Source organism: Polyangium jinanense, from assembly GCF_028435365.1.
Map to the genome: position 1 here is coordinate 1 of NZ_JAGTJJ010000002.1, position 24,699 is coordinate 24,699.

At 68.4% G+C, this 24,699-nt stretch carries 17 protein-coding genes; 10 read left to right on the plus strand and 7 right to left on the minus strand.

Annotated elements, in window-relative coordinates:
* The first annotated feature begins 263 nt into the window (after nt 1–263).
* The 3 genes from KEG57_RS04960 to KEG57_RS04970 all read left to right on the plus strand — a co-directional run bounded on the left by KEG57_RS04960 (nt 264) and on the right by KEG57_RS04970 (nt 4,540).
* On the plus strand, nt 264–1,562 hold the full coding sequence (locus tag KEG57_RS04960; RefSeq protein WP_272416888.1) for a hypothetical protein: 1,299 nt from the start codon (nt 264–266) through the stop codon (nt 1,560–1,562).
* A gap of 581 nt (nt 1,563–2,143) precedes the next feature.
* A complete protein-coding gene (gene aroB / locus KEG57_RS04965) occupies nt 2,144–3,715 on the plus strand; it encodes a 3-dehydroquinate synthase (protein WP_272416889.1) in 1,572 nt (523 codons plus the stop codon).
* Nucleotides 3,716–3,796: 81 nt separating this feature from the next.
* The gene (locus tag KEG57_RS04970; RefSeq protein ID WP_272458204.1) at nt 3,797–4,540 is read left to right on the plus strand and encodes a hypothetical protein; all 744 of its coding nucleotides are present in this window, start codon (nt 3,797–3,799) and stop codon (nt 4,538–4,540) included.
* A 48-nt stretch (nt 4,541–4,588) separates the two neighbouring features.
* On the opposite strand, the gene KEG57_RS04975 is transcribed toward KEG57_RS04970, so the two are convergent.
* Nucleotides 4,589–5,176, minus strand: coding sequence for a hypothetical protein (locus KEG57_RS04975; RefSeq protein WP_272458205.1), 588 nt, complete (start codon nt 5,174–5,176; stop codon nt 4,589–4,591).
* Nucleotides 5,177–5,582: 406 nt separating this feature from the next.
* On the opposite strand from KEG57_RS04975, the gene zapA reads away from it, so the two are divergent.
* From zapA to bioD, 3 genes are read left to right on the plus strand one after another with little or no spacing between them, the layout of a single operon-like run.
* Nucleotides 5,583–5,906, plus strand: coding sequence for a cell division protein ZapA (zapA, locus tag KEG57_RS04980; RefSeq protein WP_272416892.1), 324 nt, complete (start codon nt 5,583–5,585; stop codon nt 5,904–5,906).
* The gene (locus tag KEG57_RS04985; RefSeq protein WP_272416893.1) at nt 5,903–7,024 is read left to right on the plus strand and encodes an aminotransferase class I/II-fold pyridoxal phosphate-dependent enzyme; all 1,122 of its coding nucleotides are present in this window, start codon (nt 5,903–5,905) and stop codon (nt 7,022–7,024) included. Before zapA ends, KEG57_RS04985 begins: the two co-directional genes overlap by 4 nt.
* Nucleotides 7,021–7,722: an ATP-dependent dethiobiotin synthetase BioD gene (gene bioD / locus KEG57_RS04990; RefSeq protein WP_272416894.1), complete on the plus strand. Its 702-nt coding sequence runs from the start codon at nt 7,021–7,023 to the stop codon at nt 7,720–7,722. The genes KEG57_RS04985 and bioD overlap by 4 nt, the downstream gene beginning before the upstream one ends.
* Here bioD and KEG57_RS04995 read toward each other — a convergent pair.
* The 4 genes from KEG57_RS04995 to KEG57_RS05010 all read right to left on the minus strand — a co-directional run bounded on the left by KEG57_RS04995 (nt 7,710) and on the right by KEG57_RS05010 (nt 13,194).
* On the minus strand, nt 7,710–8,882 hold the full coding sequence (locus tag KEG57_RS04995) for a hypothetical protein (protein ID WP_272458206.1): 1,173 nt from the start codon (nt 8,880–8,882) through the stop codon (nt 7,710–7,712). The genes bioD and KEG57_RS04995 overlap by 13 nt on opposite strands.
* Nucleotides 8,876–10,597 (minus strand): hypothetical protein, encoded by a 1,722-nt coding sequence (locus tag KEG57_RS05000; protein ID WP_272458207.1) that lies wholly within the window; start codon nt 10,595–10,597, stop codon nt 8,876–8,878. The genes KEG57_RS04995 and KEG57_RS05000 overlap by 7 nt, the downstream gene beginning before the upstream one ends.
* 166 nt (nt 10,598–10,763) lie before the next feature.
* Nucleotides 10,764–11,423, minus strand: a complete 660-nt coding sequence (locus KEG57_RS05005; protein ID WP_272416897.1) for an ATP-binding cassette domain-containing protein — start codon at nt 11,421–11,423, stop codon at nt 10,764–10,766.
* A 10-nt stretch (nt 11,424–11,433) separates the two neighbouring features.
* Nucleotides 11,434–13,194, minus strand: a complete 1,761-nt coding sequence (locus tag KEG57_RS05010) for a serine/threonine-protein kinase (RefSeq protein ID WP_272416898.1) — start codon at nt 13,192–13,194, stop codon at nt 11,434–11,436.
* Between the two features lie 531 nt (nt 13,195–13,725).
* Between KEG57_RS05010 and dnaN the strand changes: the two genes are divergently transcribed.
* From dnaN to gyrB, 3 genes are all read left to right on the plus strand, one after another.
* Nucleotides 13,726–14,850, plus strand: a complete 1,125-nt coding sequence (gene dnaN / locus KEG57_RS05015; protein WP_272416899.1) for a DNA polymerase III subunit beta — start codon at nt 13,726–13,728, stop codon at nt 14,848–14,850.
* 103 nt (nt 14,851–14,953) lie between these two features.
* Nucleotides 14,954–16,084, plus strand: coding sequence for a DNA replication/repair protein RecF (gene recF / locus KEG57_RS05020; protein ID WP_272458208.1), 1,131 nt, complete (start codon nt 14,954–14,956; stop codon nt 16,082–16,084).
* Between the two features lie 257 nt (nt 16,085–16,341).
* A complete protein-coding gene (gene gyrB / locus KEG57_RS05025) occupies nt 16,342–18,879 on the plus strand; it encodes a DNA topoisomerase (ATP-hydrolyzing) subunit B (RefSeq protein WP_272458209.1) in 2,538 nt (845 codons plus the stop codon).
* Nucleotides 18,880–18,949: 70 nt separating this feature from the next.
* Here the strand turns inward: gyrB and KEG57_RS05030 are convergent, their stop codons facing one another.
* Together KEG57_RS05030 and KEG57_RS05035 are read right to left on the minus strand one after the other, a co-directional pair.
* On the minus strand, nt 18,950–19,495 hold the full coding sequence (locus KEG57_RS05030) for a hypothetical protein (RefSeq protein WP_272458210.1): 546 nt from the start codon (nt 19,493–19,495) through the stop codon (nt 18,950–18,952).
* A 48-nt stretch (nt 19,496–19,543) separates the two neighbouring features.
* Nucleotides 19,544–21,925: an FG-GAP repeat domain-containing protein gene (locus KEG57_RS05035; protein ID WP_272458211.1), complete on the minus strand. Its 2,382-nt coding sequence runs from the start codon at nt 21,923–21,925 to the stop codon at nt 19,544–19,546.
* 152 nt (nt 21,926–22,077) lie between these two features.
* Here KEG57_RS05035 and clpB point away from each other — a divergent pair, with 152 nt between their 5' ends.
* Nucleotides 22,078–24,672 carry an ATP-dependent chaperone ClpB gene (clpB, locus tag KEG57_RS05040; protein WP_276605094.1) on the plus strand — a complete coding sequence of 865 codons (2,595 nt, stop codon included), beginning with the start codon at nt 22,078–22,080 and terminating at the stop codon, nt 24,670–24,672.
* The last annotated feature ends 27 nt before the right edge of the window (nt 24,673–24,699 follow it).

Below are 24,699 nucleotides of genomic sequence, written 5' to 3' on the forward strand. Positions count from 1 at the left end.
GTCTTGCCACCGGCCTGTGGGAAGAACTGCGCATCGCGCAGTTCTTCCCCCTGAGGTCCAGGGCTTGCCCTGGTTCGGGTCGAGGGGCGAACAGCCCCCGCGGGGCCCGGGGCAGCGCCCCGGCGCGGCGGCCCCAAGAAGAGACCAATGCTCAGCCCTCCGGCGGTGGCACGCTGCCCCACGCGCCGGTGCCTGTCAACCCGCCTCCCAAGAGCCCTCATGTCGGAGATTTACAGAACCAGACCTCCCTGTTAGGGGGGGTGATGGGCGTCACCGCGTTCCTCGAGTGCTACGACTCCGAAAACTTCGACCCGGCCTCGGGCGGCACCGGGCTCTTCAGGACCAAGGGCCTCCTCCCGCCCGCTTGGTTTCTCTTCTTCGACGCCGCGGACTTCGCCTCCGTGCGCTCGCAGCACGATGGCAGCACCTACTCGCTCCTCCGCCGCCCCGCGTCCGCGGCCGCCGCCCGCGCCCTCGAACGGCTCGAGGCGCTGAAGCCCCACATCACGCCGGAGCTCGACGCCGTGCTGCGCTCGTTCCTCGCCGCCGTCGAGAAGGCTTGCGCTCCCCGCGGTCTCGGCGTGCTCGTCTTCAACACCCACCGCTTCGAGTCCACCCGGGCCGAGCTCATCGCTTGTATCGGCTGGTTCGACGCGTTCGCTGCAAAGGGCTACTCCGCTCGCCTCGCCACGCGCGCCGAGTCGATCTTCGACCCCTGCGACGGCCTCGACTTCGACGAAGACGACCGGAAGCTCGACGTCGGCAACCCAGACGCGCTCTGCGGCTGGCCCTCCAGCGTGACGGACCGGGCGCCCCCCGTCGTTCCGAAGCCGCCCCCGCCCAGCGCGGACGCCAATTCTCTCGACGCCATCCTGGCGCGCCTGTGGGCCCATCCGGCGGACCTCGATGTTCGCCTCGCCTGCGCGAAAGAGCTGACCGCCCTCGGCGACCCTCGCGGCGAGTTCATCACCCTCGATTGCGCCGAGAAGCTCACCCACCGAAAGCTCAAGCGTCACGAGCAGCTCCTCGACGACGAGCGTGTGCACCACCCCTTCCGCCGCGCGCGTACCTTCCACCAAGGCCTTCCGGTCGCGGTGGAGTGGAATGCTGCGCCCGGCGATCCCCTCGTCGGCCACCCTGCCTGGTCCACCGTCGAGAGCGTGATCTTCTCCGGCCCTGTCGAGCTGCTCCCGCCCGTGCGCCAGCTGCAGGCGACGCCCGCGCTCATCCGCGCCATCGACCGGCCGGTGCCCTACGTCTCCATCTGCATGAGCGACGACAAGGACCCCGCGGCCTGGGCGGCGCTCGAATCCACCGAGCGCTTCCCGAACCTCGTCGAGGTCCGCGTCGTCGAGCCCGCGACCGTCTGGCTCCCCGAAGCGGGGCAGCGGCTCATCGCGCGGAGGCCCTCGGTGCGGCTACACGCCGGCTCGCCCCTCGTGCCACTCCCTCCGCTCACGCCCCTCACGGCCGAGGAGCACGCCGCGCGCGTCGCGCGATGGACGAATCCGCCGGCGGCCCGCTTCCTCGAGGGGCCTCGCTACGACAACGGATTCAGCTGACCGGTTCACGGGCTCCGATGCCCGCGGCACCTGGCCCGTCCTATCCGGCCGTGGGAGGGACCATCGGAACCTCAACGCGCTTCACCTTCGGTCGTAGGGGGGACCGTCCGAACCTCAACGCGTATCACTTTCGGTCGTGGGAGGGACCATCGGAACCTCAACGCGTATCACCTTCGGTCGTAGGGGGGACCGTCCGAACCTCAACGCGTATCACTTTCGGTCGTGGGAGGGACCATCGGAACCTCAACGCGTATCACCTTCGGTCGTAGGGGGGACCGTCCGAACCTCAACGCGTTCTACATCACACCCTTCCCGTCACCCACGTGACCTAGCCGGGAGGCGACATCCATCCCCTCCCGAGTCTTGCCGAAACCTCGACCCCCTCCCAATTCGACCGGCGTGGCTCGCGAGTTCGGGTCCCCCAGCCCCCCCGACCTCACGCCGCCCAGCGCCCCCTCCGCCTGCGCCTGCGCACACACTCCACCTCGACAAATCGCTTCCCCCATCGAATCGTAGTCCCCATGCCTCCGCTTCCGCTCACCCAGCCGCGCCCCCAGCGTCCCCTCCTCCTCAGCGGACTCATGGGCTCTGGTAAATCCACCATCGGCCCCCTCGTCGCCGCCCAAGCTGCGGTCCCCTTCCTCGACCTCGACGCCGTCATCACCCAGAACACGGGCCGCTCTGTCCCGGCCCTCTTCGCGGAGCCCGACGGCGAACCGGCCTTCCGCGCCCTCGAGGCGGCCACCCTCCGCGGCCTCCTCGCTTCCCCCGAGCCGCGCGTCATCGCCCTCGGCGGCGGCACCCTCCTCGACCCCGAGCTCCGCGCGTTTGCCCTTGCCCACGCGCACGTCGTCACCCTCACGGCTCGACCCGACACCCTCGCCGCGCGCACCGCCGGCCCCGGTCGACCCCTCCTCGACGAAACTCCCGACCGCCTCGCGCGCCTCCGCAGCCTCCTCGCCTCCCGCGCGCCCGTCTACGCCGAGGCCCATGCCCACATCCGGACCGACGATCGCTCGCCCGCCGACATCACCGACGCCGTCCTCCAAGCCTGGCTCGACCCCACCCTCGTCGTCCCGCTCGGCACCCGTTCCTACCCGGTTCGCCTCACCCACGACGCCCCGCGCACCCTCGCCGAGGTCGCTCGTTCCCTCGCGCCTTCCGCCGTCTTCGTCGTCACCGATGAGAACGTCGCGCCCATCGCCCTCGACCCGGTCCTTGACGCCCTCCGCACGACCGGCCTCCGTGTCCCGGCCACCGTCGTCCTTCCGCCCGGCGAAACCCACAAGCAGATGCCGGCGGTCGAGCGCATCCTCGCCGCCCTCGTCGAGTCCGGCGCTGACCGCGAATGCCTCGTCGTCGCTCTCGGTGGCGGCGTCGTCTCCGATGTCGCCGGGTTAGCCGCGTCCCTCCTCCTTCGGGGCGTCCGGTGGGTCGCGATGCCCACGACCTTGCTCTCGATGGTCGATGCGGCCGTGGGTGGAAAGACCGGCGTCGACCTCGGGGTCGCCAAGAATGCCGTCGGCACCTTCCACCAGCCCTCGGCTGTCCTCATCGACCCGGCGCGCGTTCAGACCGAGTCCACCCGGGCTTACGTCTCCGGCCTGGCCGAGGTCGTCAAGGCGGCCGCCATTGCCGACACCTCCCTCTTCGAGCTCGTCGGCCGGGAGCGCGAGCGCGTCCTCGCCCGGGACCTCGACCTCGTTCGGCAGATGGTCCTCGGCGCGGTCCGTGTGAAGACCGCGATCGTCATCCGGGACGAGCGCGAGTCCGGCGACCGCGTCCTCCTCAACTTCGGCCACACCATCGGACACGGCCTCGAGGCGGCCGGCGCGTATACCCGCCTCACCCATGGCGAGGCCGTCGCGCTCGGCATGATTGCCATCCTCCGCGTCGGCCGTGCCCTTGGTGTCACCGACGCTGAGGCAGCGACGCGTGTCGAGCGCCTCCTCGTCGACCTCGGCTTGCCCACGGACCTCACGCGTGAGCCGCTCGACGAGGCGCTCCGCCTGGCCTCGCTCGACAAGAAGCGCACGGCTTCGGGGATTCGGGTCGTCCTCCTCGAAGGCCTTGGGCGACCTCGCATCGAGCTCCTCTCGCTCGAAGCGTTGGGGCGCCTCCTTCATGCGGGGATGCAGAGCGTTTCCGTCTGAACCCTGCGGATCTTTGCCGGCCCGGCGGCTTTCTCGATACACTGACGGTTGACCTCAGGCGTCGAGGGAGGCTCCTCCACCATGAAGATCCAGCGAAGGCATATTGGCGGTGTGGCCGCGCTACTGGCGCTCGGCGGTTTGCTCGGTGCGGGGTGCGCGGAGAACCGCAGCAGCCTCTTCGTCCGTGGCGCGCTCGTGTTCGACACCGACACCTGCGGGGTCGTCGCTGAGACCACGGCTCCGACCCTCTTGCGTGGCACCCTCGACGTGGCGTTCGCCTCCGAATACAACGCCGCGCTCCTCGTGGGCAATCAGCTCGTCCGGCGCGGCAACGCGGCGACGCTTCGCACGGAGACCTCTCGGGTCCAGTTCGAGAGCGCCGATGTGCACACCTTCGACGCTGCGGGCAATGAGCTCGGCGCATTCACGGCGCCGGCCACCGGGTTCGTGGACCCGTCCACGGGGGCCGAGCCGGGGCTTGGATTCGCCAACGTCGTCCTGGTCGACTCGGGCACCTCGGCGGCAGCGCTTGGAGCGAGCGGGGGGAGCGGCACGCCCGTCGAGGTCCTCGCCAACGTCATCATCCGAGGGCGGACGCTGGGCGGGGAGGAAGTCGCGACGGGCGAATGGCAGTTCCCGATCGACGTGTGCCGCGGCTGCCTCGTGTTTTTCCCGCCGGAGGCTGACGACCTGTCCACGCCCGAGCGAGACTGCTTCAACCCGGCCGACGCACCGTCCGGCTTTTGCCGCCCCGGGATCGACAACGCGGTGGACTGTCGACTTTGCAGGGGCCTGGACCCGGTTTGCGACACCCCGTCTCTGTGAGGGCGCACCGCCCCCAATGTTTCACGTGAAACATCCCCTCGAGACCCGTCACCGCACGGGTCTCGTATCCTTCGAGCCTCCCCGAATCGCGTTGTAGAGGATCTGGAACGGCAAGCTCAACGCCACGAGGTCGAGCTGCGCGCCGACCACGATCGACGTCTCCCGCGAAGGCCCGAGCCCGTACCGGAACTGCGCCAGCAACCCGGCCGCGATCACGTACGAGGCGTGGAAGTTGTAGCTGCGGGTCCCCCAGAACAGCGCGCCCGCGACCCCCGGTTCGAGCCCCTGCATCGGCGCGTACCGACCGTACCCGCCCACCGACACCACGAGGGGTAACGCCTGCAGCACGGGGAACAGCGTCGACACCCCGGCCCCGAACTGCACCTCGTCGAAGGCGTGTGTCATCACCTCGGCATAGGGTCCCACGCCGAAGTCGGTCACCTTGCTCCGACCGAACAACACGTCCCCCCGCAGCCCCAGGTGAAAGACCGTCTGGTCCCAGATCTTTCGATCGAGCCCTCGCCCGGCCGCGCCGATCGTCAACCCGACCGTCCCTTGCGGCTCGGCCCGCGCCTCCACCCCGAACGACAGGCATCCCGCGAGCACCGCCCCGCCCACGAACGCCCGCCCAGCCAACCCAGACCGCCGCAAGCACGCCCGCCTGCTTTCCATCTTCTTCCCATCACCCACCCTCCCCTACGCCGTCAAGCAACCCCCACGTTTCACGTGAAACATCCCCCCCACCCCCCAAGCGATCAGCGTTGGGAGGGAGGGTCGGAGGTGGTGGCCACCCGGAGGGGCACGAAAGAGAACCGAGCGAGGTACACCCACCTCCGAGCCTCGCGAGGCGGTCCAGTGCCAGGGGCCACCCCGCCTCCGGATGCACCCACCCGAGCGAGACGTGCGGGCGCCACCCCGCAAAGAACCCCACCCGTCCAAATCCAACCAGAACAACCCCAAGTGCCCCTCTGGGTGGCCACCACCTCCGACCCTCCCTCCCCGCCTCGCATCCTGGTTCCCCGCATGGTACCGTCCCCTCGCCATGGGTGGCCGTCAGGTCCAGCTTCGCATTGGCGGCCAGACATATCGGGTCGTCACCTCCGCGTCCGACGACGAGCTCCACCGCCTCACCCTCATGGTTGAGGAGAAGCTCACGCAGGTCGCCGGTCCCGGCCGCATGGTCAACCCCCAGGCTCTCCTCCTCGCGGCCCTCGCCCTCGCGCACGACCTCGAAGAAGAGCGCGCACGCCATAACGACCAGATGGCTCGCACCCGCATTGCCTTCGGCCGCATGCTTGAACGCGTCGACGCTGCGCTCGGCGCCATCGAGCCCGGCGCGGACGCATCCGACGAGGACGACCGATGACCGAGCTTGGCGCCCTTCGCCATCTCGCGGCGGAGATTGCGACGCTCGAACAGGCTGGACTGCTTCGCAAGCCGAGCGCGCCGCCGCCGTCGGGATGCCTCGTCCTCTGCTCGAACGATTACCTCGGATACGGAACCGACCCCTGGCCTGCGCCCGCCGAGGCTCCCTCCGGCGCTGGCGCTTCACGCCTCGTCAGCGGGCATCATGCCGAGCATGCGCTCGCCGAGCAGACGATCGCCACCTGGCTCGGGTTCGAGTCCGCGCTCCTGTTCTCGTCCGGGTACGCGGCCAATGTCGGGACCATCTCGGCTCTTGCCCGGCCGGGGGACGTCATCGTCTCGGATGCGTTGAACCACGCCTCCATCATCGATGGCTGCCGCCTCTCCGGGGCCAAGGTCGTTGTCGTTCCCCATCGGGATGCGGCTGCCGCCGAGGCTGCGCTCGAGCGGGCGCAGGGTGCGCCGCGGCGATGGCTCGTCACCGAGTCGTACTTCAGCATGGATGGCGACTCGCCCGACCTCGTTCGGCTCCGGGCTGCCTGTGACCGATGGGATGCCGCGCTCGTCGTGGACGAGGCCCACGCGGTCGGGACGCTCGGTCCCGAGGGTCGAGGACTTGCGGCGCGGGCGGGCGTTCGGCCGGACGTCCTCGTGGGGGCTCTCGGAAAGGCGCTCGGGCTTCAGGGTGCGTTCGTGGTCGGACCGATGGTCCTCCGCACCTGGCTCTGGAATCGTGCCCGTAGCTTCGTCTTCTCCACGGGCATCAGCCCCGCCCTCGCGGCCGCCATCCGGCATCGGGTCCTCCGCGTCGCTGCCGATGACGAGGCGCGCGCTCGGCTCGACCACATCATCGACCGCCTACGCGCCGGACTCGCCTCCATCATCGGTGATGCGCTCCTCCCCTCGCATGGGCCCATCCTCCCTTGCTTCGTGGGTCCCCCGGAGGAGGCCGTTCGCATCTCGCTTCGCCTTCGCGAGCGTGGGGTCCTCGTCCAGGCCATTCGCCCCCCGACGGTCCCGCCGGGCACCTCGCGCCTTCGCGTCACCGCGCACGCGCGCCTCACCGACGCGGACCTCACTCGGATCGTCACTGCCTTCGCGGAGGGCTGGAAGCCATGAGCCGCATTGTCGTCATTGGAACGGGCACCGGCGTCGGGAAGACCCACGCGGGGGTCGCCCTCGTCGCTGCTCTTGCATCGGCTCGCGTCTCGGTCGCAGGCCTCAAGCCCATCGAGTCCGGCGTCCCGTCCGAGCCTTCGTCCACGATCGCGACCGACGCCTCCGCGCTCGCGGCGTTCAGCACGTTTCACGTGAAACATCCCCTTCCCTACGCGCTGCCGGATCCGGTCTCGCCGCACCTGGCCGCGCGTCGCCTGGGGATGCGCATCGATCTGGGTCGCGTGGCCGAGTGGGTTGATGCGCATGCGTGCGCGGAGGTGCTGGTCATCGAGACGGCGGGGGCGCTCCTGTCTCCGCTCGGGCCGGGGCTCGTCAACCTGGACCTCGCACGCGTGCTGCGACCCGATCACTTGTTGCTTGTCGCTTCGGATCGGCTCGGCGTGCTCCACGATGTCGCGGTCACGCTGCATGCGCTGCGCACGATGGCCGCGGACCTGCCGGCGCCGCTCCTCGTGCTTCAGCCGCCCGCGGTGCCGGATGCGTCCACCGGGACGAATGCGGAGGAGCTCGTGGAGTTGAAGATCGTTCCGAGGCTGGTCGTGTTCCCCCGGGCCGAGACGACGGCGGAGGAGACGAGGGCGGCGGCGAAGTGGGTGCTCTCGACGCTCGCCCTCGAGGGCCAGAATCAGAAGGCGTAGAGGACGCTCCCGCCGAACCCGGGTCCACCCGACGTCGACCTTCGCGCCTGGTAGCCCCCTCGGAGCTGCACCGAGAACCCGCGCCCGAGCGCGATGCCCACCTCGCCGATCAGACGCACGCCGTATGTCTCCGCGTTCGGCATGTCCGTCACCTCGACGATCGGCGACACGAGCACGCGGTCGCCCGCGACCAGATCGAGCCGGCTGTAGAACCGATTCCCGAACGGCGCGCTGTCTCCGAGGCCGAGCGACTCGAACCCGAGGATGAGCTTCGAGCCGTACGGGTCGCCGATCAACGTCGACGCCCCGAGGCCGACCGAGAAGCCGATCTCCGTGACGCTCGTCTGGAGCTCCGTCTCCAGGTGCCAGAGGTCGAGCACCCGGAAGCGGATACGCGCCGCGCCGAAGTTCAGGCCGACCTTGTACCGCTCCTCGTTGTACTCGGAGAGCGGCACGAGCGACCAGCCGCGCACGAGTCCCAGCCGGAAGCCGAACTCCGACACCGTGCGCAGCGGCCGGTACGTGTAGCTCGCCTCCACCCGGTAGTACTGCTCGTCGACCGACGGCACGACCTCCTCACCTGGCTGGCAGGTCGCCTGACCCGCCGCGCATGGTATCGGTATCGTGCCCGTCGTGGTCCCGAAGCCCACGTACTCGCCCGCCACCCCGACGACCGAACGACGTCCGCCGAGCCGACTCAGCGCGGCTCGCTCCTTCGCATCGGTCCGGTCCTCGATCACGCTGACCGGGTGGAGCTTCTGCCGTGACGCGAATGCCGAGAACCGCGTCCCGTTCGTCTGCTCGACCTCGATCGTGTAGCCGATCCCCGGCGCCTTGAGCGCCTCGCCCGGGATGACCGCGATGTAGCCCCTCTCGCCGCCCCGCTGGAATGGCACGGCCTTCATCTCGCCGAGCGACGTCTGGTAGACGGCCAGCACGTTCCGGATGAGCTCCGCGTGTTCGAACGACGCCTCCAGCACGAGCTTCGTGCCAGGCTCCGCGCTGGCGATCGGTGCGTGATGGACGCGCGGCGTCGTGGGCTTCGGCGTCTCGCCCGGCGGGATGTCCTCGGCCTTTTGCGCCTCGGCGTCACGCGCCGCGAAGGACAGCGCGACCGCGGCGAACGTGGCCAGGGTCTTCACGAAGGTTCGCGTCACCATTCGTACCCCACTGCTCCGCCGAAGCCCGGCCCTGCATGGTTGATGGTTCGGCCCTGGAACGACACGCGCGCCGCGACGACGAACCCGGGCGTGAGCCGGTAGCCCACCTGAATGATCCCGCGTGCGCCGACCTCGCCTTCCTCCTGGGACTGCGTGGGCTCTCCGTTTTCGGTCGGCGACCTGTAGCTGCTCGATCCGGCTGGCTGGTTCGTCACCTCGGTCCGGACGAGGATGGGCACGCGCTTGAAGGTGTTCAGCTCGAGCTGGGTGAAGCCGCGTAGACCGACGCCGCCGAGCAGCTCGCCGCCGAGCACCAGGTTCGTCTCGCGGTCGTTGCCGATGCGGAAGAGGATCTGTCCGCCGCCCGAGATGCCGTCGTCGAGCAGCCCGATCGCCATCCTGCCGATCACGCCGAACAGCCGGTGGAAGCCGACCTCCGTTTCGAGGTAGCCGTAGGTCAATCCGACGGGGCGACCCGAGAGCCCGAGCGTATCGAGATCGTTGAGCGAGCCGCCGACGCCGCGGTAGACGCCGAACCCGGTGCGCAGCGCGCGCACGCCGGTGTCGCCGTAACGGAGCCCGAACGTGCCTTCCGTTTGCCAGACGCGATCGTTGCCCTTGAGCCCGTTGTAGTCGGCGAAGTCCGTGAGCACCATCGCCGACGCGATACGTTTCTCAGGTTTCGCGATCTTGGGTGCATCCTGGATCTGGATCCGCTCGGGGGCGCTCGGCAGGCCGACGACGGCTTTTGCGGCGCCGCTCGCCATGGTCGCCTCGATGAAGTACTCGATTTCCGCGGGCACGAGGCGGTCGCCGGGCACGGTCGCGGCCCAGTAGCCGGGGCCAGCGCTCGTCATCACGAACGGCGTGTACGTCTGTTTCCCCTTCGTCCGCACGTGCAGGATCGCGCCCGTGGCCAGGTCGTCGAGCTCCACCGCGAGCTCGAGCGGCGTGCCTTCGACCGCTGCCGTTGGTCGAGAAAAACTCACGAGTGAAGGCTCGGTCCGCGTGGTCTGCCCTTTTGCGGGCGCCGCCTTCGACCCGGGTTTGCCATCGGCTTCGATCAGCCGGCGCAGCGACGCGGCCTCTTCATAGAGCACGCGTGCATAACGACCGTTCGGTTTCTCCCGGACGTAATCCTCGTAGGCCTTGATGCGCGTGACGAGGTCGGCGCCTTTGAGCTTGTCGAACATCGTGGCGATCACGATCGCCTCGGGATCGGCGTCGCCGGCGGGCATCTCCTTCGCCTCCGTGGTCGTGGAGGCGTCGGGCTTTGTGGGCTCGGGTTTGCCGGGGGCCGGGGCTTTGCGCAGGATCACGAGGTCGCCCTTTTCGGGGGTCCGCGTGAGCGTGCCGGTTGCCGTGGCGATCGACATCGAGGGCCGCACTTGCCCGAGCTCGAGGGTCCCGATCCGGAATCGGTCGGAGATCACCTTGCCCGTCACGGGGTGTTTGAGCTTCAGCGGGCGCCAGATCTCGACCGTCGCCCCCTCCGTCGCTCCTTGGGTCGAGCCGAGGTCCAGGATCAGCTCCTCGCCTTCCTCTTCGAGGGCGAGCACCGTCCCCGTGATCTCGGTCGGCGCCGCGTCCGAGGCGGACGTTTTCGTCTGCGCCCCGGCGCCCGTCCCGATTCCGAGAAAGCAGAGCGCGGCCAGCGCCGCAACGAGGCGCGCCCTCGTGCTCCCCCGGTTCAAACCATTTTCGAGTTCGAACACGCTACGATCGATCTTTATCGAATCGAATCCCAAAAGAAAAGAAAATACCGGCTGACGGAAATTCGACACACCGAGGTCGACCGCCTCTTTCGCGCGAATCCGAATTCGCGTTCATCGTCACCGCCCATTCGCGGCAACGATCCATTGTGTGGTTTTTCGGCGATACTCAACCGGTAACGCTATCGACCACCCGGCCCCGGTCGAGCACGAGGCGCGCGCCGGCCCGCTCGCGAAAGAGCTCCGGCTCGTGCGAGACCACGACCACGGCCGCGCCGCGCGCGACCTCCTCGTCGACCACGGCGAGCAGCCGCGTCACGCCCGCCTTGTCGAGGCCGGTCGTCGGCTCGTCGAGCAGGACCAGCGAAGGCTCGTGCGTGAGCGCCCGCGCGAGCGCGATGCGTTGCCGCTGTCCGCGCGAGTACGTCCGGACCGGCCGCTCCGCGAACGCGCCAAGCTCGAAGCGCGACGAAGCCCGCGCCCACGCCTCCGCCGCGTCGAGCCCCACGAGCCGCGCCGCGAGCTCCACGTTCTTCCGACCCGACAGGTCCGGGTACGCCATCGTCTCGTGCGAGACCCAGCCAATCTCGGCACGCACCGCGAGCAGGTCATCGCCGAGCGGCTCGTACACGACCGTGCCCGCGGTCGGCTTGATCACCGTGCCGAGGATGCCCAGCAACGTGGACTTGCCCGAGCCGTTCGCGCCCTCGACGACGAGCAGCCTGCCTAGCTCGATCGTGAGGCTGACGCCGCGCAAGGCCACGGTGGGGCCGTAGGCCTTGATGAGGCCCTTGCCGACGATGCGTGTAAGGCGTGGCGTTCGGCTCATCCGACGCGGCTCACGACCCCTTCTCGGGCACCGGCGGCGCCGGGAACGGGCGCACGAGCGTCGGTCGCTCGTCGGAGAACGAGGGCCGGTCGACGAGTGTGCGCTCGTCGTCGTCGTCGTCGGTCACGGGGCGCGCCGGCGGGACGGGGCGCGGCGGAGGCGGCGGCAAAGGCGCGGCCGCGTGGACCGGGATGGGCACGGACGCCGGGGGCGGCGGCGCCGAAGGCGGCGGCAGCGGCGCGGGCGGAGGCGGCAGCCACGCCTGGCGACCGCTGCCCACGCCCATGCTCGCAAGCTGCCCGGCCGGCATGGTCGACGGCGGGCCCGAGGAGGCGGATGCCTGGGCCGCTTGCTGCTGCGCGGGGTGCGACGGCGGCGGCAGCGGCAAGGGAGGCGGCAGCGGCGCGGGCAAGGATGGCGCGCCTGCGTGCGGCGCGGTGACGGTCGTGGGCGGGCCGAAGCGGGTCGACGGCGGACCCGCGTTGCCGGTGCCCTGCTTCGACGAGCGCGGCGGCGCGATGGGCAGGCCGAGGTCCTTGCGCGAGAACGAGAGCACCATCGTCTCGTCGTCGTCCTCCGCGAACGACATCTTCGCCGGCGGCAGCGGCGCGCGGCGTGACGGCGGCGGCGCCTCGGGCTCGAGGGCGCGTCGCAGGCCGTCCTGGAACTCGGGGGCGTTCTGGTAGCGGTCCTCGCGCATCTTGGCGAGCGCCTTGTCGACGACGCGCTCGAGCCCACGCGTGATGTTCGGACGCACCTCGGAGAGCGAGCGGTGCTTCGAGGTGAGGATCTGTACGAGCAGCGCGTTGTAGTTTCGTGCGACGAACGGGCGGCGGCCCGAGAGCGCTTCGTAGAGGATCACGCCCGCGGCCCAGAGATCGACGCGGTGGTCGAGCCCGCGATCGCCGCGCGCCTGCTCGGGCGCCATGTAGTACGGCGTGCCCATGACGATGCCGGGCATCGTGAGGTCGATGGACGTGTCCTCGTCGATCGTCTTGGAGATGCCGAAGTCGAGGAGCTTGGCGATGGGCGGTACGCCCGCCTTGCGGACGAGAAAAACGTTCTCGGGCTTGAGGTCGCGATGGATGATGGCTTTTGCGTGCGCGGCCGTGAGCGCGGAGAGCACCTGGTGCATCACGTCCGCGACGTCGCGTTCGGGAAGCGCGCCGTCGCGCTTGATGCGCTGGTCGAGCGTCTCGCCGATGAGCCGCTCCATCACGAGGTAGGGCGTGCCGTCCTCGAGGCGACCGAGGTCGTAAATCTCGCAGATGTTCGGGTGACCGATCGAACCGGCGATACGCGCCTCGTGCTTCAGCCGCGCGACCGAGTCGGCCTGCTGCGCGTGCTTCGGGTGCAGCACCTTCACCGCGACGATGCGGCCGATGGCCAGGTGCTCGGCCTCGTACACCGCGCCCATGCCGCCCTCGCCGAGCAGCGCCTTCACGCGGTACTTGTCGCCGATGACGTGGCCCACGAGGTCACGCCGCGCGAGCCTGTGCGAGCTCTGCGAGGAAGGGCCGTCGCGGTTCGGGGCGGCGCCGGGCTGTGCCGGGCGAGCGTTCGCGGCGGGCGCGAGGGCGGGCACGCGGGGCGACGGGATGCCCATGGGTCGTGGAATGCTCGGCGCGGGCGGGATGAACGAACGCGGCGTGTGCATCGCCGGGCGCGACGGCAGACTCGACCCTGGCCCGATGGCGAGCCCCGTCGCCGGGCAAATCACGAGCCGTTCGTCATGCCGGATGCCGCAGTGGCGGCAGCGGAGTTCGCCCATCGCGAGAGCCCTACGTTCGGCCATTCCGTCGCGCGCGGCCACTGCAAAATCGCTCGGCGATCGCGTTTTCGTTCCCACGGCGCAAGCTCACGAGCGCGGGCGAGCCCGTGACGCACTCGGTACGCATCGGTACGCAGGTGCTCGTCTGGTCAGTCCGCGGCGCCCACAGCCGAACGGGGGCAAGCTGGGGATAACTTCCGGTGATCCCAGGGTCTGCCTTGGGGAGAGAACCGGGCTCGGCCGTCCCCCCGTCGAGCTCTCCCCGACCCGACCCCGGGGTTGCCCCGATTCATCCACAGGGGGGTGGCTCCGTAAGTCATCGAAATCATAGGTCGATCCAGAGTTTTCCCCATCGTCCACAGGCTCTACGATGACGACCTGATCTAGATCTAAAGATCTTCCCTAGATCGGAGGGGAACCGGTGAGCTTGGTCACGTTTGCCTCGGTCATCTTTTCGACCTTCGCCCCGCCGATAACCCTGCTAAGAGGGACCGACCCGCTGCTTTCCCGCCGCGGCGGAGTTGAAGGGCCATGGACCTCGTCATCGCGAAGAAAGATCTGCTGCGCCTCGTCGACCGCTGCCAGGGCGTCGCCGACAAGAAGAGCGCCATGCCGGTGCTCGCCAACGTGCTGCTCGCCGCCGACGGGAACGCGCTGCGCGTTTCCGCGACCGACCTCTACCTCGCGGTGAGTGGTCAGACGGCGGCCGAAATCGTGAGCGCAGGCTCCGTGGCCGTTCCGGCGAAGGACCTGCTCGACCGCGTGAAGGCCATGCCCGACGGGCCCATCCAGGTGACCGCGCGCGAGGGCGCGCAGACCGTCATCAAGGCCGTCGGCTCGCCGCGCCGCTACACGCTGCACGGCATGCCCGGCAGCGAGTTCCCCCAGCTGCCGAAGCCCGCGCCCGACGCGCCCTCGCTGGAGCTACCCGTGGAGCTCCTCTCGCGGCTCATCGAGCGCACGCACTTCAGCATCTCGACCGACGAGACGCGCGCGCACGTGAACAGCGCGCTCTTCGAGTGGGCCGGCCACCGCGTCCGCATGGTCACGACCGACGGTCACCGGCTGTCCAAGATGGAGGTCACGCTGGAGGGAACGAGCGCGACGGCGACGATGCTCATCCCGCTCAAGGCCATCCACGAGCTGCGCAGGCTCACGAGCGGCGTCGACAAGGAGACGCCCACGGTGCACATCACGCAGAGCGGGCCGAACGCGTTTTTCGGCGTCGGTGGCATGACCTTCTCGGTGAAGCTCGTCGACGCGCAGTTCCCGCCCTACCAGCAGGTCATCCCGAACGTGAGCGACCGGAGCATCCGCGCGCCGCGCGCCCAGCTCGCCGAGGCCCTGCGCGCCGTCTCGCTCGCCGCGAGCGACCGCACGGGCGGCGTGAAGCTCACGGTGACGTCGCGCGCGCTGCGCATCACGAGCGAGAGCCCCGAGAGCGGCAACGGCTTCGACGAGGTGCCGATCGACTACGATGGGCCCGAGGTGACGATCGGCTTCAACGCGAAGTACTTCCTCGACGTGCTCGCGGCCATCAACGACGACGAGGTCGTCCTCGGCGTGTCGGGCGAGCTCGACCCTGCGGTCATCCGTCCCGCGACGGAGTCGGCGGCGGAGAGCTATGTCTCGGTCATCATGCCGATGCGGATTTGAAACGCGGTCGCTACATGGGGCGCACGTGCGTACCCTCGCCGCGCCCCGTCTCCGATACACCCTCACCCGAACCCCTCTCCCGCCGGGAGAGGGGTGAATCTCGATGAATCGCCTCGAGCTCGAACGGCTCACCGTGCGCGGCCTTCGCGTCCTCTCGCGGGTGGACATGGAGCCCGCGCCGCGGCTCAACGTCGTGTGGGGCAACAACGGGCACGGCAAGACGAGCGTGCTCGAGGCGATTTACTTCGCCGCGACTTCGAAGAGCTTTCGAACGGCACGCGTGGGCGAGCTCGTGCGGCACGGCGAGCAGGCGGCGAGCGTGAAGGCGCGTTTCGTCGAGCGCGGCGGCGCGCTGCCGGCGCTGTCGCGCGAGCAGACGGCCGCGGTGCAGGGCAAGAGCGTGACCGTGCGCATCGACGGCAATCGGCCGCGCGCGCTCGTCGAGTACGCGACGCGCTCGCCCGTCGTGGTGTTTCATCCCGAGGAGCTCACGCTGTCGAGTGGACCGGCGCAGGGACGGCGCACGCTGCTCGACCGGCTCGCGCTCTTCACACGGCCCGAGAGCGCAGATGCGCGCGCGCGGTATGCACATGCGCTCAAAGCACGGCAGGAGCTCCTGCGGCGCGGCGCGGACATACCTTCGAGCGATACACGTGAGCTCGATGCGTTCGAGGAGCTCTGCGCCGAGCATGGCGCGGCCCTCACGCGGGCGCGCGCAGCCGCGGCCGAAGCGCTCGTGGTCGAGCTCGGGAGTGCGTTCGCGCAGATCGCCGCGCCCGACCTCCGCCTCGAAGCGCGATATGCGCCGGGAGGCTCGGCCGACGTGGAGACCGCGCGCGGCGAGCTTGCGCGGGGCCGAAAGCGTGATGCGTTCCGCGCGTCGGCGGGGTTCGGCCCGCATCGCGACGAGCTCGAGCTCTTGCTGGATGGGCATCCGGCGCGCGTGGTCGCGTCGCAGGGACAACATCGCGCGCTCACGCTCGCTCTCAAGGCGGCCGAGACGGCGACGATCGCCAAAGAGCGGGGCATCGAGCCCTTGCTCTTGCTCGACGACGTTTCGAGCGAGCTCGATCCGGAGCGCACGGGCGCGCTCTTTTCATTCCTCGCGCTCCATCGCGGTCAGATTTTCCTGACGACCACGCGCCCCGAGCTCATCCGCGCCGAGGACATATCGGCCGAGGGACGGCGTGACTTCCGCGTGTTTCGGGGCGAGCTCGACGAGGGCGCGGGCTGACCTCCGGCCGTTTCGGAGCGCCTCGACCACGAGCGCGCGAAACGGGCACCAATCGGGCGTGATTTCCTCACGAAAAGGGCCCCGCCGAGCTTGCCCAAGAGGCACAAAAAGGCTAGATTTCCGCGACTCCAAACGGCCCCCGCGCGCGTGACATCAAGGCGTCCGCGCTCGGCCCGAGGAACCTCTCGATCCGCGCAGACGTGCGGGTCGGAACGAACCGATCGGCCAGACGCTCGGGAGCCGAAAGCACGAGACCGATGACGACCGAACCGACGAGCATCCAGCAAACCGAATCCAAGACGACCGCGGGCCAGGCTTACGACGCCAACAGCATCACGGCGCTCGAAGGCCTCGAAGCCGTGCGCAAGCGCCCGGGAATGTACATCGGTGACGTGCACGACGGCTCGGGGCTGCACCACCTCGTCTGGGAGGCCGTGGACAACGCGGTCGACGAGCACCTCGCGGGGCACTGCACCGAGATTCGCGTGACCGTGCACTTCGACGGATCGATATCCGTGGAGGACAACGGCCGCGGCATTCCGGTCGGCATGCACGCGAGGGGCGTGAGTGCGGCCGAGGTCGTGATGACCGTGCTCCACGCGGGCGGCAAGTTCGACAACGCGAGTTACAAGGTCAGCGCGGGCCTGCACGGCGTGGGCGTCTCGGCGGTGAACGCCGTCTCTGAGTGGTTGAAGCTCGAGATCAAGCGCGAGGGCAAGGTCTGGTACCAGGAGTACGAGCGTGGCGTGCCGCGCAAGCCTTTGAAGGCCCTCGGCGAGACGGACCGGACGGGCACGAAGGTGTCGTTCAAGCCGGACGTGCAGATCTTCTCGGTGACGGAGTTCAATTACAACATCCTCGCCAATCGCCTGCGCGAGCTCGCGTTCTTGAACGCCGGCCTGATCATCAACCTCGAAGACCAGCGTCCGACCGGCCGTAGCGAGACATTCCACTACAAGGGCGGCATCGCCGAGTTCGTCGCGCTCCTGAACCAGGCGCAGGAGGCGATTCACGACGACGTCATCGCGTTCGTGGTCGAGGGCCAGGCCGAGGCGGCGGGCAACGGTGGCTCGAAGCCCACGCCGCCCATCACGGTCGAGGTCGCGATGCAGTGGAGCGGCTCGTATACCGAGCAGATCTATTGCTACACCAACAACGTCCACAACAAGGACGGCGGCACGCACCTCGCCGGCATGCGCTCGGCGCTGACGAAGACGATCAATCAGTACGGCAAGGCGCAAAACCTGTTCAAGGAGCTCAAGCAGGAGCTCGCGGGCGAGGACATCCGCGAGGGCCTGACCTGCGTGCTCAGCGTCAAGCACCCCGACCCGTCGTTCGACTCGCAGACGAAGTCGAAGCTCGTGTCGAGCGAGGTGAAGGGCATCGTCGAGCGCGCCGTGACCGACAAGCTCGGCCAGTATTTCGAGGAGCACCCGCAGGGCGCGAAGAAGATCATCGAGAAAGCGGTGCTCGCGGCGCGGGCGCGTGAAGCGGCGCGCAAGGCGCGTGAGGTCATCCGCAAGGGCTCGCTCGACATCACCTCGCTCTCGGGCAAACTCGCCGATTGCCAGTCGAAGGATCCCGAGAAGAGCGAGGTTTACATCGTCGAGGGCGACAGCGCCGGCGGCAGCGCCAAGATGGGGCGCGACCGCCATTTCCAGGCGATCCTGCCGCTCCGTGGCAAGATCCTGAACGTCGAGCGCGCGCGACTCGACCGCATGCTGAGCTCGGCCGAGGTCGGCACGATCATCACGGCGCTCGGCTGCGGCATCAGCGGCGTGCGCACGACGCGCGGCGAGGGCGAGGACAAGGATGACGATGGGATCGAGCTGAACAAGCTCAAGTACCACAAGATCATCCTGATGACCGACGCCGACGTCGACGGGTCGCACATTCGCACGTTGCTGCTCACGTTCTTCTTCCGGCAGATGCGCGAGGTGATCGAGCAGGGTCACCTCTACATTGCGCAGCCGCCGCTTTATCGCGTGCGCAAGGGCAAGAAGGACATCTACCTGAAGGATCAGGCGGCGCTCGACGAGTACCTCGGCAGCAATGCGGTCGAGGACCTCATCCTGTCGTCGGAGGGCCGCCCGCCGGTGCCGTCCGCGGTGCTGCCGAACCTCGCGAAGCGGCTCAAGCAATTCAAGATTGTCCTCGGCAACCTCGACAAACGGTGCGATGCGCGCATGGTGGCCTCGCTCATCCGCGCGACGGGTTTGGGGCAGGAGGATCTGCGCGACGAGGCGAAGGTCGAGTCGGCGCGGGAAAAGCTCAAGGCGTACCTCGAGCGCCGTTATCCCGACATGATGCCGTTCAAGGTCGTCTCGTCGCTCGACTCGGAGCACGGCGCGCATCGCATCACGGTGACCCCGCGGCCGGGCGCTTCGAGCCGCGTGGCCGTGATCGATTGGCAGCTCCTCGGTTTGCCCGAGTACAAGGACGCGCTCGACATCGAGCGTATGCTCGTGGAGACCGCGGGCCCGGCGCCCTGGACCGCCGTGTCGAAGGGCGGCAGCGAGTCGAAGCTCGAGACGAGCGAGGCGCTCATCGAATACCTCGAGGAGCGCGGCAAGAAGGGCATCACGCTCGGCCGCTACAAGGGTCTCGGCGAGATGAACGCGGAGGAGCTCTGGGAAACGACGATGAACCCGGACGTCCGCACGCTGCGCCAGGTGAAGATCGACGACGAGACCGAGGCCGCGCGGCTCTTCGCGATTCTGATGGGTGAGCAGGTCGACGAGCGGAGGCGCTTCATCGAGGTGAATGCGCTGAACGTGAAGAACCTCGATATCTGACGGGGGCAAACCCCCAAGCACAAAGCCCTCCTCGGCGCTGCTCGAGGGGGGCTTCGTGTTTCGAAGGGTTTTACTTCTTCAGCATGTTGTTCGGGCCGCCCTTGGCGCGGTCCTTGGGGACGGGCCTCTGCCACGAGGTGCCGTCCACGTTCATCCAGGAGACGACCACCTCGATGGTGGCATCGGCCTTCCCGGCGGCCTTGTCGAAGGGCCCGACCGTGATATCGGCCGCCTGACCGGCGTCGAGCCCCTTCGGGTGCTTGCCGCTGATCATCTCGATGAGCTTGCCGTCTTTGTCGTACGCGAACGCCTTGTACTCGAGCATCTTGATGCCTTGCTCGCTCGCGTTCTTGAGCTTGCCGCCAAAGCCCTTGTCGGCGACGGCGCCCTGCTCGAACTTCACCGCGTCGGCGACGGCCTCGAGCGTCGCGCTGTCGAGCTTCTTCGGCTCGGCCTTGGCCGGCTCCGCCTCTTTTTTGGGCGCCGCATTGGCGTCGGCGCTCTTGGCGCTCGCCTCGGCTGCGGGTTTGTCCTGATTGGTTTCGGTCTTGGACTGCCCGCAGCCGGCGAGCAGCAATGCACCGAGTGTAACCGCAATGAGAAGGTTCGCTTTCATCGCGCGGCACACTAGGCGAGCTTGCCCTGGCCTGTCCAGGGCGTTACGTCAGTTCGGTCCGCCCTCACAAACGCCGCTACCCTGGGCGACGTTGTTGTCGGTCCGGCATTCGTGCCACGCGTGCGGCGGCGATTGATCATCGACGATCACGAAGATCTTTTTCGACCCATCGAGCACGCCGGCCGGCGGCATCGGGAGGGGGAGCGTCACGTCCTCGGCTTCGGCCGGATAAAGCACCTTCGTGGTCATGACGGGGCTGCCGGGCAGCGGCACGCCGCCGTTTGCCGGGTCGTCCAGGTAAAACCCGATGTTCACGCCCGCCGGTACGCTCGCCTCGCCGATGTTGCGCACGCGCGCGATGAGCCCGTACGTCGGGCCTCCGCAGATCGGGAACACCGTGGCGACGAGGTCCGGCGCGGAGAACTCGCCCGAGGGCTGCACGTTTTGCCGGAAGTTGTTGAGCTTCGGCTGCTTGTAGTTCGGCTGCTCCACCGTGGGGATCGTCCCGTCCTCCTCCACGTTCGTCACGTGATACCCATGCTGATTCCACACCCGGCGCGTGCGGACCCAGTTTCCGTTTTTATCGCCGAAGATCCGCACGCCCGCCGTCTTCGAGCCGTCCGCGCAGGTAAAACTCGAATACGAGTTCGACACGACCACGATGTCGGCCTGCCCGTCGTTGTCGACGTCGGCGACCAGCGGATACTCGTAGAGCGTGCCGTTCGTATTGCACGTCTCGTAAAGCACCGTTCCGTCGGTCCCGGCATAGACGTGGATCATCTTCTCGTCGGCGTAGACGACCTCGGCCTTGCCGTCGCCCTCGAAATCGAAGACCGAGCTGCCCGTCGAGGCGGACGAGCAATCCTGGGTTTGCCGGATCCAGAGCAGCGTCTCGGCGTTCGGGATCGCGGGGGCCATGAGCTTCTTGCCGTCGAAGACCGCGTATCCAACGCCGCCGGCCATGGCCACGTCGGGCGTACCGTCGCCATTGAAGTCCGCCACCGTGGGCGGGCCGCCGCCTTGCGTGTAGCCCGTGCTGTTCGTGGGGCAGAGCGCCGGATTGAGGGTGCCGTTGATGTCGATGCCCGTGCGCACGACCTTGAAGCCGCCGGGCTCGTTCGGGTCCACGCGCCAGATCCGGAGCTCGTGGTTCGAATTGTAGATCCCGATGACCTCGGGAATGCCGTCCTTGTCGAGGTCGCCGACGGCGGGGAAACTCGCAACGAGGCTGGAGTCGACGAGGAGCGTGCCGTCAGCCTTGTAAATGCGCCTGCCCGTGACGATGTCGAGCTTGCCGTCGGCGTCCATGTCGGAGACCACGACGTTCGAGGTGTTCGCCGGGTCGAACGTCGCGACGGTCGCGCCCGTCTTTCCGTCGAGGATCTGCGATTCCACCACGACCTCGACGTCGCCGTCCTGATCGAGGTCCGCGAGCGAGGACATGAAACACGTGCCGGGCCCGCTGAGCCAGAGCTCCGCGCCCGTCGCCGTATAAGCGCGCGCACGGCCGTCGATCGTGCAGACCACGATCTCATTGCCCGGCACGCCGTCGATGTTGCCCGCGGCGATCGAGCGGCCCGGGTGGTTCTGGCTCGTTGCGCCCGCGTTCGCGGTCCACTTCTCGACGATCTGGCCATTGACGATCGAAATGGCGTGGAGCGTGCCATTTTCGTTGTACTTGTTCGTCTGGAACGTGAGGAAGACGATTTCCGGGATGTCGCGCTCGTCGACGACACCGTCGCAGGTGTCGTCGTCGAGCTGGATCACGACGGGCGCCATCATCACGCTGTCCTGCGTGTTCGCCGCGGCCGGGTTTCCCCAGGCGTACTTGAGCACGGGCTCGAACTGGCCGACGGGCGGCTTGTACTCGCATTTCGCGAGGCAGGTGATCGGGTCGTTCGGGCCGGGCTCCATGCCGGGCGCGCATTCGGGCGGCTGCGGCAAGCATTTGCCCGTCGCCGGCGTCACGCCGCCCTGGCACGATCCGCCCGCGCCGCCGTCGGGCATGCCGCCCGGCTCGCCGAGCGCATATTCGCAGTAGGAGCCCGCGGGGCATTCCGTGGCGTCGATGCACGTCGTGCCGGGGACCACGCATTGCTGGAACGAGCAGACCTCCGCGTCGCCGCAGCAAGCCGTCCCACAGGCCTTGTCCTGCGTGCAGCACACGCCGCCCGACGTGCAGACGCCGCCGTCGCCGCAGGCCTCGCCGGGCGTGCAGCCGTTGGTTCCGCTGTCGCCGAAGAGGTCGCCGCCCTGACCACCCTGGCCGCCGCCGCCCTGACCGCCCTGGCCGCCGCTGCCGCCCGAGGAGGTGCCTGCGGAGGCGCCGCTGCCCGTCACGTTACCGTCACCGCACGAGGCGAGCGCGGCCGCGAGGGACGGGACCACGAGCGCCGTGAAAGCGAGAAAAGAGAGCCGATGTTTGCGCATGAAGGCGCATCTTCGCCGAGGGCGCCCGTCCGTGTCGATCGCGAAGAACCCGAAAAGGACTCCCGAGCGTGTGACCTCTTCGCTTCCTTGGCAAGGGCCTTGCTTGCGTGAGATCCGGCCTTAGTTTCGGTCGTGCCATGCGGATCGATAGAATGACCACCAAGGCCCAGGAAGCGGTTCGTGCTGCCGTCGACCTCGCGAGCCGGCGCGGAAACCCGGAGCTTTATCCGGAGCACCTCCTCCGAGCGATCGTCGCTCAGGAGGATGGGATCGGGGCGCCGCTCCTGGAAAAGGCCGGCGTCGACCCGGGGCGTGTTTTGCAGGCCCTCGACGCCAAGATCGATAGCTACCCCCGCGTCAGCGGCGGCGCCGAGCCGAGCTTGTCGCGACGAGCGCTCGGGCTGATGCAAAAAGCCGAAGACGAGATGAAGTCCCTCAAGGACGACTTCATCTCCACCGAGCACCTGGTCCTCGCCGCGCTGAAGAGCGACAAGGACACGTCGCAGCTCCTCGAGCGCGTGGGGCTCAATTACGACAAACTGCTCGCGGCGCTCACACAGGTGCGCGGCAATCAGCGCGTCACCGATCGGGATCCCGAGGGCAAGTTCCAGGCGCTCGAGAAGTACACGCGTGACCTCACGGACCTCGCGCGGCGCGGGAAGATCGACCCGGTGATCGGCCGCGACGAGGAGATTCGCCGCGTGATTCAGGTGCTGTCGCGCCGGTCGAAGAACAACCCCGTGCTCATCGGCGAGCCGGGCGTCGGCAAGACGGCGATCGTCGAGGGCATCGCGCAGCGCATCGTGGCCGGCGACGTGCCCGAGTCGTTGAAGGACAAGAAGCTCGCGGCGCTCGACCTCGCGGCGATGGTCGCAGGCTCGAAGTTCCGCGGCGAGTTCGAGGACCGGCTGAAGGCCGTCCTGAAGGAGATCGAGAACGCGCAGGGCCGGATCATCCTGTTCATCGACGAGCTGCACACGCTCGTCGGCGCGGGCGCGGCCGAGGGCGCGATGGATGCGGCGAACATGCTGAAGCCTGCGCTCGCGCGCGGCGAGCTCCGCTGCATCGGCGCGACCACGCTCGACGAGTATCGCAAGCGAATCGAGAAGGACGCGGCGCTCGAGCGCAGGTTCCAGCCCGTGTTCGTGGGCGAGCCGAGCGTCGAGGATACGATCGCGATCCTGCGCGGGCTCAAGGAACGGTACGAGATTCACCACGGCATTCGCATCCAGGACGCGGCGCTCGTGGCCGCGGCGATGCTCTCGCACCGCTACATCACGGAGCGATTTCTGCCGGACAAGGCGATCGACCTCGTGGACGAGGCCGCGAGCCGCATCCGCATGGAAATCGAGAGCCTGCCGACGCCGATCGACAACGTGGAGCGGCAGCTCGTCAAGCTCGGCATGGAGGAGCAAGCGCTGCAGCGCGAGCAGGACAAGGCGAGCAAGGCGCGGCTCGAGGACGTCAAGCGCGAGATGGCCGAGCTCCAGGCGAAACGCGACACGATGCGGGCGCAATGGATGCGCGAGAAGGAGCTGCTCTCCGAGATCAAGAAGACGAAGGAATCGATCGAGCAGCTTCGCCTCGAAGAGGAGCGCGAGAAGCGACGTGGTGACCTCGGCAAGGCGGCCGAGATCCATTACGGCAAGATCCCCGAGGTGGAGAAGAAGCTCGAAGGGCTGCGTGAAGCGCTCGCCAAACTGCAGGAGAAAGGCAGTTATCTCAAGGAGGAGGTCACCGACGAGGACATCGCGGCCATCGTCTCGAAATGGACCGGCATTCCGGTCTCGAAGATGCTCGAAAGCGAGATGCAGAAGCTCCTGCGCCTCGAGGACGAGCTGCGCAGGCGCGTCGTGGGGCAGGACCACGCGCTCGTGTCGGTGGCGAACGCCATCCGGCGCTCGCGCGCGGGGCTCGGCGAGGAGAAGCGGCCGATCGGCTCGTTCATGTTCCTCGGGCCCACGGGCGTCGGCAAAACGGAGCTCGCGCGGGCGCTCGCCGAGTTCCTCTTCGACGACGAGAAGGCGATGGTGCGCATCGACATGAGCGAGTACGGCGAGCGGCACACGGTCGCGCGGCTCATCGGCGCGCCGCCCGGATACGTCGGCTACGAAGAGGGCGGTCAGCTCACCGAGCCCGTGCGGCGGAGGCCCTACACCGTGGTGCTCTTCGACGAGATCGAGAAGGCGCACCCGGACGTGTGGAACGTGCTCTTGCAGGTGCTCGACGATGGCCGATTGACCGATGGTCAGGGGCACACGGTCGACTTCAAGAACACGATCCTGATCCTCACGTCGAACCTCGGCACGCCGGCGGCGATGGCGGTCGAGGAGCGTGAGGGGCTCGATCCGCGGGACAAGGCCGAGCTCGTGCGGCGCGTGGTGCTCGAGGAGGTGCGCAAGCACTTCCGGCCGGAGTTCTTGAACCGGCTCGACGACATCGTGGTCTTCCGCAGGCTCGAACGGTCGGAGGTGGAGAAGGTCCTCGACATCCAGCTCGCGCAGTTCGAGAAGCGCCTGGCCAAGCGCGGGATTTCGATGACCGTCGCGCCCCCGGCGAAAGCCTTCCTCATCGAGCAGGGCTGGGATCCGCAATACGGCGCGCGGCCGCTCAAGCGGGCCATCCAGCGCTACATCGAGGACGAGCTCGCCAAACGGCTGCTCGCGGGCGAGTTCAAGTCGGGCGATACCGTCGCGATTGGACGGTCGGGCGATGGCCTGACCTTCACGAAAGTCACGTACAACTAGGCTGACAGCGGCGGAGGTCTCGGCTAA